This window comes from Sphaerotilus sp. FB-3, from assembly GCF_023706025.1.
Taxonomy (GTDB): Bacteria; Pseudomonadota; Gammaproteobacteria; order Burkholderiales; family Burkholderiaceae_C; genus Sphaerotilus; species Sphaerotilus sulfidivorans.
On record NZ_BQWE01000051.1, the window covers coordinates 659 to 11,934 of the forward strand.

9 protein-coding genes and 1 pseudogene are annotated in these 11,276 nt (G+C 63.9%); all 10 read left to right on the forward strand.

Going from position 1 to position 11,276, the window contains the following annotated elements:
- Nucleotides 1-353: 353 nt before the first annotated feature.
- Nucleotides 354-1,643: a nucleotide sugar dehydrogenase gene (locus NFT33_RS16460; RefSeq protein ID WP_251676958.1), complete on the forward strand. Its 1,290-nt coding sequence runs from the start codon at nt 354-356 to the stop codon at nt 1,641-1,643.
- A 149-nt stretch (nt 1,644-1,792) separates the two neighbouring features.
- Nucleotides 1,793-2,554, forward strand: coding sequence for a WecB/TagA/CpsF family glycosyltransferase (locus tag NFT33_RS16465; protein WP_251676960.1), 762 nt, complete (start codon nt 1,793-1,795; stop codon nt 2,552-2,554).
- A gap of 15 nt (nt 2,555-2,569) precedes the next feature.
- Entirely contained in the window at nt 2,570-3,364 is a 795-nt protein-coding gene (locus NFT33_RS16470) for a WecB/TagA/CpsF family glycosyltransferase (RefSeq protein ID WP_251676962.1), read from the forward strand.
- 104 nt (nt 3,365-3,468) lie between these two features.
- Nucleotides 3,469-4,581 (forward strand): DegT/DnrJ/EryC1/StrS family aminotransferase, encoded by a 1,113-nt coding sequence (locus NFT33_RS16475; RefSeq protein WP_251676964.1) that lies wholly within the window; start codon nt 3,469-3,471, stop codon nt 4,579-4,581.
- A gap of 135 nt (nt 4,582-4,716) precedes the next feature.
- Nucleotides 4,717-5,802 (forward strand): NAD-dependent epimerase/dehydratase family protein, encoded by a 1,086-nt coding sequence (locus NFT33_RS16480; protein WP_251676966.1) that lies wholly within the window; start codon nt 4,717-4,719, stop codon nt 5,800-5,802.
- A gap of 154 nt (nt 5,803-5,956) precedes the next feature.
- Entirely contained in the window at nt 5,957-7,405 is a 1,449-nt protein-coding gene (locus NFT33_RS16485) for an undecaprenyl-phosphate glucose phosphotransferase (protein ID WP_251676968.1), read from the forward strand.
- Nucleotides 7,406-7,593: 188 nt separating this feature from the next.
- On the forward strand, nt 7,594-8,919 hold the full coding sequence (locus NFT33_RS16490) for a UDP-glucose dehydrogenase family protein (RefSeq protein WP_251676970.1): 1,326 nt from the start codon (nt 7,594-7,596) through the stop codon (nt 8,917-8,919).
- 69 nt (nt 8,920-8,988) lie between these two features.
- Entirely contained in the window at nt 8,989-10,083 is a 1,095-nt protein-coding gene (locus NFT33_RS16495; RefSeq protein ID WP_251676972.1) for a glycosyltransferase family 4 protein, read from the forward strand.
- A gap of 11 nt (nt 10,084-10,094) precedes the next feature.
- Nucleotides 10,095-10,661 carry a putative colanic acid biosynthesis acetyltransferase gene (locus NFT33_RS16500; RefSeq protein ID WP_309296162.1) on the forward strand — a complete coding sequence of 189 codons (567 nt, stop codon included), beginning with the start codon at nt 10,095-10,097 and terminating at the stop codon, nt 10,659-10,661.
- 72 nt (nt 10,662-10,733) lie between these two features.
- A pseudogene (locus NFT33_RS16505) lies at nt 10,734-11,276 on the forward strand (transposase); the annotation flags it as partial.

Consider the following 11,276-nt stretch of genomic DNA (forward strand, 5'->3'; position numbering starts at 1 on the left):
CCACGCTGCGGCGCATCGCGCAGAACCAGATCAAGCTCGACGCCAGCAAGGGCAGCCAGAAGACCAAGCGCAAGCGCATGGGCTGGAGCGATGACTACCTGCAAGGGCTCTTCGGCTTGACGCCCCGATCAGTCATCCAGGCACAAATTTCGAGCGATGGCTAATGCAATCGCCCTGGAGGCCTCCGTCTTTCTCTGGATTACATGACCAGGACTTCCGCAAGACAGACCCGAGGCAGGGCGCAGGATGGGCTGCCGATGCGGCAAGCCTGACAGGCCTTGCACCCAGGTGGAGACTCGCGTCGGAGACAATAGGATCTCTGCCGCCAGAGCGCGGCATCTTCACACCGCACAATGCATCCAGTCCCCACCGTCGCCGTCATCGGCGTCGGCTATGTCGGCCTGCCGCTCGTCGTCGAGTTCGGCCGCCGCCTGCCGACGATCGGCTTCGACATCGCCCACGACAAGATCGCCCGCTGCCAGGCCGGGCAGGACCCCTCGCGCGAGATCCCGGACGCGGACATGGCCGCGGCGGTGCACGCGCGCTACAGCAGCGACCCGGCGGTGCTGCGCGAGGCCGACTTCATCATCGTCGCGGTGCCCACGCCGGTCGACCAGGCGCGCATTCCCGATTTCGGGCCGCTGATCGGCGCCAGCCGCACCATCGGGCCGAACCTGAAGAAAGGCGCCACCGTCATCTTCGAGTCGACCGTCTACCCCGGCGCCACCGAGGAGGTCTGCATTCCCGAGCTGGAGCGCGCCTCGGGCAAGACCTGGAAGCGCGACTTCTTCGTCGGCTACAGCCCCGAGCGCATCAACCCCGGCGACCGCGAGCACCGGCTGACCAATGTCGTCAAGGTGGTGGCCGGCGACAGCGAGGCCACGCTCGAGCAGGTCGCCGCGCTCTACGAGACCATCGTCGAGCCGGGCGTGCACCGCTGCTCCAGCATCAAGGTCGCTGAGGCCTGCAAGGTGATCGAGAACACCCAGCGCGACCTCAACATCGCGCTGATGAACGAGCTGGCCATCATCTTCGACAAGATCGGCATCGACACCACCGAGGTGCTCGAAGCCGCCGGCACCAAGTGGAACTTCCTGCCCTTCCGCCCCGGCCTGGTGGGCGGGCACTGCATCGGCGTCGATCCCTACTACCTGACGCACAAGGCCGAGATGCTGGGCTACCACCCGCAGGTGATCCTGGCCGGGCGGCGCATCAACGACGGCATGGGCAAGTTCATCGCCGAGCAGACCGTCAAGCAGATGATCGCCGCCGGCAGCTACATCAAGGGCTCGCGGGTCAACATCCTGGGCCTGACCTTCAAGGAGAACTGCCCGGACCTGCGCAACAGCAAGGTGGTGGACATCATCACCGAGCTGCGCAGCTACGGCGTGGAGGTCTTCGTGCACGACCCGATGGCCGACCCGGACGAGGCGATGCACGAATACGGCGTGCGCCTGCTCGACTGGGCCGATCTGCCCCGCGCGGACGCCATCGTCGCGGCGGTCGCGCACCGTGGTTTCCGTGCGCTCGGCCTCGAGGACTTCACCCGCAAGCTGATCAAGGGCGGCTGTGTCATCGATGTCAAATCGGGTCTGGATGAAAAGGCGTTAAGGGATGCCGGATTGCACGTCTGGCGCCTTTGAGCGGTTCGGACGCCCCCCGAGTACCGGGGGGACGTGGGCAATATTGACTGGGACTCTTGCAGATGCCTGCCTACCATGCGGCATCTTCTCGACCCCCAACCATGCTCCACCGGCCCGAATTTTCACTGCCGTCGACCTTCTCGGAACCGATGCCCGCTTCTGAAGGCCGCACCGTGGAGCGTGTGGTCGGCGTGCCCATCGATGTGCTCGACTGGGACGACGCCTGCCGCACCATCGGCCGCTGGGCGTCGCGCCGGGAAAGCCGCTATGTCTGCATCTGCAACGTGCATTCGGTGGTGACCGCCCGCAACGATCCCGAGTTCATGAAGGTGATCGAGGACGCCGACATGGCCACCGCCGACGGCGCGCCGGTCGCCTGGATGCTGCGTCGCCTCGGTCATGCCGACCAGCGCCGCATCAACGGCCCGGACCTGATGCTGCGCTACTTCGCCCAGGCCGAGCAGCGCGGCGAGGCGGTCTTTCTCTACGGCAGCACGCCAGCCACGCTCGAGCGGCTGCAGCAGCGCCTGCATGAGCGCTTTCCGGCGCTGCGCATCGCCGGGGTCTGCTCGCCGCCCTTCCGGCCGCTGACACCCGAGGAAGACGAGCAGATCATCCAGCGCATCAACGCCTCGGGCGCGCGCACCGTCTGGGTCAGCCTGGGCTGCCCGAAGCAGGAACGCTGGATGGCCGCGCACCGCCATCGCATCCAGGCGGTCACCATCGGCGTCGGCGCGGCCTTCGACTATCACGCCGGCGTGATCCGCCGCGCGCCGCAGTGGATGCAGGACATCGGCCTCGAATGGCTGCACCGCTTCTGGTCCGAGCCGCGCCGCCTGGGGCCGCGCTACCTGACGACCAACACCGAATTTCTCTACCGCGCCGCCCGGCAGCTGCTCGCGCGCCGCTGAAAGGCCGCCCGAGCCATGCCCGACACGTCCGACACGCACCTTGCAGCCCCGGCGGCACGCCGCACCGCGCCGGTGCTCGGCATTCCGGTCGACCTGATCGACTGGGACACAGCGATCGACCGCATCTGCCACTGGGCCGAGGCGCACGAGCCCCGCTATGTGTCGATCTGCGATGCGCACTCGATCGTGCGCGCCAGCCGCGACGCCGCCCACGGGCGCCACATCCGCGCCGCCGACATGGTCACGCCCGACGGCTGGCCGGTCGCCTGGATGCTGCGCCGCACCGCCGACCCCGGCCAGCAGCGCATCAACGGCCCCGACCTGATGGGCCGGCTGCTCGATGCGGCCGAGGACCGCGGCCTGGGCATCTATCTGTACGGCACCACCGACGCCACGCTCGACCGCCTGTGCGCCGCGCTGGCGCGCTCGCACCCGCGGCTGCGCATCGTCGGACGGCACTCGCCGCCCTTCCGGCCGCTGACGCCCCAGGAGGATGCCGCCGACATCGCGCACATCAACGCCTCCGGCGCGCATCTGGTGATGACCGGCCTGGGCTGCCCGAAGGAAGACCGCTGGATGTTCGAGCACCGGCCGGCGGTGCGCGCGGTCACGCTGGGCATCGGCGCAGGCATCGACTTTCATGCCGGCACCGTCAGCCGCGCGCCGCAGTGGATGCGCGATCACGGCCTGGAATGGTTCTATCGCCTGGTCCAGGAACCTCGCCGGCTCTGGCGCCGCTATCTGGTGCATAACACCCTGTTCGTGTGGGGCGCACTCGGTCAGTTCGCACGCCACAGGCGCAGCGGCTGAGCCGGTAACGCGCCGTCCGTCGCATGGCTGTCATACGCTGGCATCTGCCCTGAAAAGAGCCCACCTCACGCCATTTCCTTGTCTTTCCTGGGGGATTCGACAACATGCAGATCCAACGTGTCCAGCAAGTCCAGCCCTGGATCGGTCGCCCGGAGACCGAAGCGATCGAAGCCTGTCTGGAACGCAACTGGCTGACGGAAGGCCCGGCCGCCGCCGCCTTCCGCCAGAACCTCGGTCAGCTCACCGGCTCGCCGCACATCTCCTTCGCGCCCAACGGCACGCTCGGCCTGTTCCTGGCGCTGCTGGCGCTCGACCTGCCGCGCGGCAGCGAGATCATCATTCCCGGCTTCACCTTCATGGCCTCGGCCAGCGCGGCGGTGTTTGCCGGGCTGAAGCCGGTGCTGATCGATGTGGACCCGAACACCTTCGCCGCCCGGCCCGAGGCCTTCGAGCGCGCGATCACCTCGCGCACCTCGGCGCTGATGCCGGTGCACATCTACGGCCAGGCCGCCAACGCGGCCGAGATCGCCCAGCTCGGCCGGCGCCGCGGCCTGGCGGTCATCGAGGATGCCGCCCAGGCCTGCGGCGTGCGCTACCGCGGCCAGCATGCCGGCACCTTCGGCGATGTCGGCGTGATCTCCTTCTTCGCCGACAAGTCGATCACGATGGGCGAAGGCGCGGTGGTCATGGCGCGCGATCCGGCGCTGGCGCGGCGCATCAGCCTGATCCGCAACCAGGGCCGCGAGTCCAGCGGCACCTTCGTGCACGAGATGCTGGGCATGAACTTCCGCGTCACCGATCTGCAGTGCGCGCTGGGCAACGCCCAGCTGGCGCGGCTGCCGCAGGTGCGCGCCGACCGGCTGCGTCGCTACAACCTCTACGCCGAGACCCTGGCCGGCCTGCCGCAGATGCGCCTGATGCGGCTCGATCCCAACTCCGACTTCATTCCCTTCCGCTTCCCGCTGCTGTGCCCGCGCATGCCCGAGCTGCGCGAGGCGCTGGAGAACGCGAGCATCCAGACCCGCTCGATGTTCTACCCGCTGCACCGCCAGCCCTGCCTGCAGGGCCTGATCGACGCGGTCGACCTGCCGATCTGCGACACCCTGTTCGGCGAAGGCCTGTGCCTGCCGATCCACCAGGGCGTGAGCGACGAGGACGTGCAGCGCGCCTGCGACATCATCCGGCACACGCTGATGCAGGAAAGCGTGGCCTGCTGAGCGCAGCTCGACGGGACATATTCCCGATCCGGCCACGCCGACCAGCGCCACCCCGCATTCGCGGGATGAATCTTGCATGCGCGTGCAGGGCACATTCTTCTTTCTTGCGCCCGCCCACGCCCTGCCCCTCACCTCATGACCTGCCGCAGCCTGTCCATCCTGGTCACCGGGGCCGCCGGCTACATCGGCTCGGCGCTGGTGCGCGAGCTGCTGGCGCAGGGGCACCGGGTCACGGCGGTCGACAGCATGCTGTTCGGGGACCGCGCGCTGGCCGAACTGACGCATCACCCCCGGCTGCAGATCCTGCGCATGGACATTCGCGGCCTGCGGCGTGAGCACCTCACCGGCATGCAGGCGCTGATCGACCTGGCCGGCCTGTCGAGCGATCCGGTCTCCGAGCTGGACCCGAGCTGGAACGGGCTGGCCCATCACCACGCCCAGGTGCGGCTGGCGCGGCTGGCACGCAGCTGCGGCGTGTCTCGCCATCTGCTGATCAGCAGCTGCGATGTCTACGGCCAGCGGCCCGGCCAGAGCCTGAACGAGCTGACCCCGCCCCACCCGCTGACCCGCCACGCCCACGGCGTGCTGCACACCGAAGCCGCGGTGCTGCCGCTGGCCGGCGACGGCTTCGCGCCGGTGGTGCTGCGGCTCGGCCAGGTGTTCGGCCGCTCGGCGCGCATGCGCTTCGACCTGACGATCAACGCGATGACGCTGAGCGCGCTGCGCCTGCGCAGCGTCACGCTCGACCAGGGCGGCCAGCGCCGGCGCGCCCATCTGCATGTGCGCGACGCGGTCAGCGCGCTGACCGCGGTGCTGGACGCGCCAGTGAACAACATCTCGCGGCAGATCTTCGACATCAGCCACCTGACGCTGTGCACCGCCGAGATCGCCGAGGCGCTGCGCCAGACGCTGGGCAGCCATCTGCGCATCGTGGCCGACGGCGCCGCGCCGGACCCGCACGATCTGGCCCCGGAAGGCCGCAAGGCGCATGACCTGCTCGGCTTCCGGCCGCAGATCAGCCTGCGCGAGGGCCTGGAGGAAGTGCTGGCTGGCCTGGACCACGGCGCCATCACCGACAGCCCGGAGACCCACGCCGCGCGCTGGGTGCACGAGATCCTGGCGCTGGGGCGCGAGATCCGCGCCACCGTCTCCACCCCGTCCGGCCTGCACCCGGCCGCCTCCATACGCTCGGGTACCGGACAAGCTCTCCGTTTGCAATGACTGTTGCTGCCCGACCCAGGTCGTGACAACACATCGCGCGGATTGATCAGAATTTCCGTGTCTTATCTCTCCGAGACGGACTCGATTTGCGGGACAAGGCATGAATGATGCTCCATCTCATCAGACACTCACGAAGAACTCAGGGGAAACACGCATGAGCGCAGAAGTTCCAGTCCAGCATCCGCCCAGCGCGTTCAAGATCAACCGCGCCGGTGGCGCGCCGATGGACGCACTGCCCTTCTCTCCACCGCCGCCGTCCGTGCCGGTGTTCATGGCCGCGGTGCTCGAGCCCATCCTCGCGGTGGCCACCTTCCTGGCGGTGCACTTCGCGCACGGGCATGTGCTGGACCGCGCCTCGATGCTGCTCAGCATCCTGGTGATGCTGCTGGTCTTTCCCGGCACCAACCGCTTCTACGAGAACCGCCTGAACGCCCTGGTCGACCTGTGCGCCGCCTGGGCCACCGTCATGGCCATCCTGGTGCTGTGCGGCTTCGCCACCAAGAGCTTCAAGTTCTTCGACAGCTCGGTGCTGGTGTGGTGGGCGGTGCTGACGCCGGTGGTGCAGTTCGCGGCCGTGCTGTTGGGGGGTGCGGTGATGCGCCGCCACGCGCTCCGGCCCGAGGCACGCCGCTCCGCGCTGGTGATCGGCGCCGGCCCGCTGGGCGCCAAGGTGGGGAACATGCTGCTGCACCGCAAGTCCTTCGGCCATGACTTCATCGGCCATCTGGAAGACCGCGACGCCAGCCGCTGCGACCCCAGCACGCGCGAGCACATCGTCGGCCGCATCGACGAGGCGGTCGAGTGCATCCGCCGCCACAACATCAAGGATGTCTACATCACGCTGCCGCTCAGCTCGCAGCCGCGCATCGAGCGCATGATCGCCGCGCTGCACGACAGCGCCGTCTCCATCTACTTCGTGCCCGATGTCTTCGGCGTCAACGTCATCCAGGGGCGCATGCGCAACATGGACGGCCTGCCGGTCGTCAGCCTGCTGGAGAGCCCGTTCGTCGGCATCAACGGCCTGATCAAGCGCCTGTCGGACATCGTGCTGGGCAGCATCATCCTGGTGCTGATCTCGCCGCTGCTGATCGGGGTGGCCATCGGCGTGCGCATCAGCTCGCCCGGCCCGATCATCTTCAAGCAGAAGCGCGGCGGCCTGGACGGCGAGGACATCACCGTCTACAAGTTCCGCTCGATGCGGGTGATGGAGAACGGCGCCAAGGTCACCCAGGCGACCAAGGGCGACCCGCGGGTGACCCCGTTCGGCGCCTTCATCCGCAAGACCTCGCTGGACGAGCTGCCGCAGTTCATCAACGTGCTGCAGGGCCGCATGAGCATCGTCGGCCCGCGCCCGCACGCTGTCGCCCACAACGAGGAATACCGCGAGCTGGTCAAGGCCTACATGCTGCGCCACAAGGTCAAGCCCGGCATCACCGGCTGGGCCCAGGTCAACGGCCTGCGTGGCGAGACCGACACCATCGAGAAGATGGCTGAGCGCGTGCGCTACGACATCGACTACCTGCGCAACTGGTCGCTGACGATGGACCTGCGCATCATCGCGCGCACCATCAAGCTGACGGTGGCGGACAGCAACGCGTACTGAGGCGCCTGCGCGGCACCGGCCGCGCTGCCCTCCCCCACCCGACGCCGCCGCCCCCACCACCACCCGTCATGCCCGCGCAGGCGGGCACCCACGCAAGACAACACACCCCTTCCATGCATTTCTCGGCGCAGCCACGGCTGCCCCGCCTTTCCCTCCATCCTCTTATCTGCAAGAAAGAAAGCTGAACTATGAAAGTCACCGTCATCGGCACCGGCTATGTGGGCCTTGTGACCGGCGCCTGCCTGTCGGAAATGGGCAACCATGTGATGTGCCTGGACGTGGATCCGGCCAAGATCAGGATCCTGAACGACGGGGGCATCCCGATCCACGAGCCGGGGCTGCTGGAAGTGGTGCGGCGCAACGTGGCGGCGGGCCGGCTGGAGTTCACCACCGACATCGAGAAGTCGGTGGCGCACGGCACGCTGCAGTTCATCGCGGTGGGCACGCCGCCGGACGAGGACGGCTCGGCGGACCTGCAGTACGTCACCGCGGCGGCGCGCAACATCGGCCGGCTGATGACCGACCACAAGGTGATCGTCGACAAGAGCACGGTGCCGGTGGGCACGGGCGACAAGGTGCGTGCGGCGGTGGCCGACGAACTGGCCAAGCGCGGCCTGTCGGAGATGGAGTTCTCGGTGTGCTCGAACCCCGAGTTCCTGAAGGAAGGCGCGGCGGTGGCGGACTTCATGCGCCCGGACCGCATCGTGGTGGGCGCCGAGGACGAGCGCGCGATCCTGCTGATGAAGGCGCTGTACCAGCCCTTCGTGCGCAACCGCGACCGGATGATCATCACCGACATCCGCTCGGCGGAGTTCATCAAGTACGCGGCCAACTGCATGCTGGCCACGCGCATCAGCTTCATGAACGAGATGAGCCGGCTGGCCGAGAAGGTGGGAGCCGACATCGAGATGGTGCGGGTGGGCATCGGCTCGGATCCGCGCATCGGCACGCAGTTCCTGTACCCGGGCGTGGGCTACGGCGGCAGCTGCTTCCCGAAGGACGTGAAGGCGCTGGCGATGATCGCGGCCGAGAACGGCATGCCGAGCAAGATGCTGACCGCGGTCGAGGAGGTCAACGAGGAACAGAAGATGGTCCTCGTGCACAAGATCGTGGCCAAGTACGGCGAGGACCTGTCGGGCAAGACCTTCGCGATGTGGGGTCTGGCCTTCAAGCCCAACACCGACGACATGCGCGAGGCGCCGAGCCGCGTGATCATCCAGGAGCTGCTGGCGCGTGGCGCCAAGGTGCAGGCTTATGACCCGGTGGCGGCCACCGAGGCACAGCGGGTGATGGAAGGCTGGACGGGCCTGAGCTACGCCGAAGGCCAGAAGCAGGCACTCGAAGGCGCCGACGCGCTGGTGATCGTCACCGAGTGGAAGGAGTTCCGCACGCCGGACTTCGGCGACATCGCCTCGGGCCTCAAGGACAGGATCGTCTTCGACGGCCGCAACCTGTACGAGCCGGAGCTGATCCGCTCCTTCGGGCTCGAGTACCACTCGATCGGTCGAAACTAAATTGATAAAAATATCATCAGCAAAATCATAAAATAGCACATTAAAATATATTCAAAATTATCACAGTACATGTCGGAAAAAAAAGTTCTTTTTCTGGGGCCAATCCCCCCCCCAGTACATGGATTTTCCGCAATCAATGCAGCCATGTTAGATCGTTTATCAAATAAAAATTTAACGCAAGTCTTTAATAGAGCGTCAAAAAACACCGGCAAACTCAGTTCAATAAAATTTTTCATTGAATGGGTAGTGTTAATTATTAGTTTTTTTGCTGCATCATTATGTCATCCAAAGTCGCTATACGCAGGGTTTTCAGGCGGGAAAGGACAATTGCTTGATTTGCCATTTTTTGCGATCGCCCGCCTACTTAGAATACCAATCTATGTTCACCACCACAGCTTCGCTTATCTAAATAAACCATCGCGCATAACTGCCACTTGCATATACATAATGGGACCAGCCCGGCACATAACCTTATGCGCAGAAATGGCCGCTGCCTTAGCCTCAACCTACAAAGTATCAAAATCAAAAATAACCATATTATCAAATGCCGCATTCCTACCAAATACAGATTTCACGCCAGTCGACGCAAATCATCCACAAGAAACCAATCCAGTGAAGATAGGATTTCTATCAAACATCACAACAGAAAAGGGCATATTTGATTTCTTTGCAGTAATTCGGCGCGCATCAGAAATTGGATTAAGCTATCAAGCAGAAATTGTTGGGCCAGTGGATTCAAGCATTAAGCACAAGTTTCAAAATGAACTCTTGAAATTGCCACATACAAAACATTTAGGCCCGTTATATGGCCCAGATAAGCAGCGTTTTTTTCAGGAAATTGACTTATTGTTGTTCCCTACACGTTATGCCAATGAAGCTGAACCAGTCACCCTGCACGAGGCACTCCAAGCTGGCGCGACTGTAGTGGCTATGCAGCGAGGCTGTATTGGGGGCATGCTGCCCGATCACTGTGGATCAGCTCAGCCTGCTGAAACGTTCGAAGAAAAATCACTACAAAAACTGCAAGAATTGATCACACTAAATTCTGCGCAGCGATTAAATCGGCGCCAAGAAATAATAAAGCATTACCAGAGAACCGCAAAGAATAGCGAGCAAGAATTACAAAAATTATTACAAGAAATTTGTCATCATTCGCTTAATTAAAATTAAAAATCATGCTGCAAGACCTTTCCAGATTTCGAATACCAGCAGGCTTCCGGGGACGCCCCGGATGGTATGTTCAACTCTGGTGGGCAGTGCAATCAACACTATTTCGCTGCTCACCCCAGTTTGCCTATAGCTACCGCGCAGCTTTGCTAAGAATATTCGGCGCCAAGGTAGGAAAAAACGTAGTTATTCGCCCAACAGCCACGTTCACATATCCCTGGAAAGTTGAAATTGGCGATTATTCATGGATCGGCGACAATGCAGTAATATACAGTTTGGGGGAAATTTCGATTGGAGCACATTCCGTCATTTCGCAACGCAGCTATCTGTGCGCAGGTGACCATGACTACCAAAAGATAGACTTCCCAATCAGGGGCCAACACATAAAAATTGGAGACCAGTGCTGGCTAGCGGCTGACACTTTTGTAGCCCCCGGAACGACTATCGGATCAAGAACAGTAGTGGGCGCACGCAGTTCTGTTTTTAGCGATTTACCAGCCGACATGGTTTGTCTTGGTTCACCTTGTAAGCCGATAAAAACCAGAGTGGGTGGGGAAGTATTGAATCCTATGTGATCATCGTAAGCTCCCCCTGCAAGTAGACAGCCGAAACCAGAGAATGCGGCCCAGTCCGAAAGGAGCGAGCCGATGAGGAAGAGCAAGTTCAGCGAGAGCCAGATCGTGGTGATCCTGAAAGAAGGAGAGGCCGGGCTGCCGGTGGCCGAGGTGTGCCGCAAGCACGGCATCAGCGCGCCGACGTACTACGCGTGGAAGAGCAATTGAGCGGGCGCGACGGTCTCGGACCTGACGCGCATGCGCGAGCTGGAAGCGGAGAACGCCCGGCTCAAGCGCATGTATGCGGACCTGGCGCTGGAGAACGCGGCGATCAAGGACGTGCTGGCAAAAAAATTCTGACGCCGTCCGCGAAGCGGCAGGTGGTCTCGGCCATGGTGACCGAGCATCGCCTGCCGGTCACGCGAGCCTGCAGGGCCGCAGGCTTGTCGCGGGCGGCGTACTACAAGACGCCGCCGCTGCCGCAGGAGAAGGATGCCGAGGTGATCGATGCGCTCAATGGCGTGGTCGAGCGCAACGGCCGCTGGGGGTTGCAGGAAATGCTTCGACCGACTGCGCCTGGATGGCCGCCCTTGGAACCACAAACGGGTCTGGCGGGTGTATTGCGAGCTGGGCCTG

What these genes read in the sequence shown, in the direction of transcription:
- NFT33_RS16460 (WP_251676958.1), top strand. Translation starts at nt 354, where the DNA reads ATGCATCCAGTCCCCACCGTCGCCGTCATCGGCGTCGGCTATGTCGGC.
- NFT33_RS16465 (WP_251676960.1), top strand. Translation starts at nt 1,793, where the DNA reads ATGCCCGCTTCTGAAGGCCGCACCGTGGAGCGTGTGGTCGGCGTGCCC.
- NFT33_RS16470 (WP_251676962.1), top strand. Translation starts at nt 2,570, where the DNA reads ATGCCCGACACGTCCGACACGCACCTTGCAGCCCCGGCGGCACGCCGC.
- NFT33_RS16475 (WP_251676964.1), top strand. Translation starts at nt 3,469, where the DNA reads ATGCAGATCCAACGTGTCCAGCAAGTCCAGCCCTGGATCGGTCGCCCG.
- NFT33_RS16480 (WP_251676966.1), top strand. Translation starts at nt 4,717, where the DNA reads ATGACCTGCCGCAGCCTGTCCATCCTGGTCACCGGGGCCGCCGGCTAC.
- NFT33_RS16485 (WP_251676968.1), top strand. Translation starts at nt 5,957, where the DNA reads ATGAGCGCAGAAGTTCCAGTCCAGCATCCGCCCAGCGCGTTCAAGATC.
- NFT33_RS16490 (WP_251676970.1), top strand. Translation starts at nt 7,594, where the DNA reads ATGAAAGTCACCGTCATCGGCACCGGCTATGTGGGCCTTGTGACCGGC.
- NFT33_RS16495 (WP_251676972.1), top strand. Translation starts at nt 8,989, where the DNA reads ATGTCGGAAAAAAAAGTTCTTTTTCTGGGGCCAATCCCCCCCCCAGTA.
- NFT33_RS16500 (WP_309296162.1), top strand. Translation starts at nt 10,095, where the DNA reads ATGCTGCAAGACCTTTCCAGATTTCGAATACCAGCAGGCTTCCGGGGA.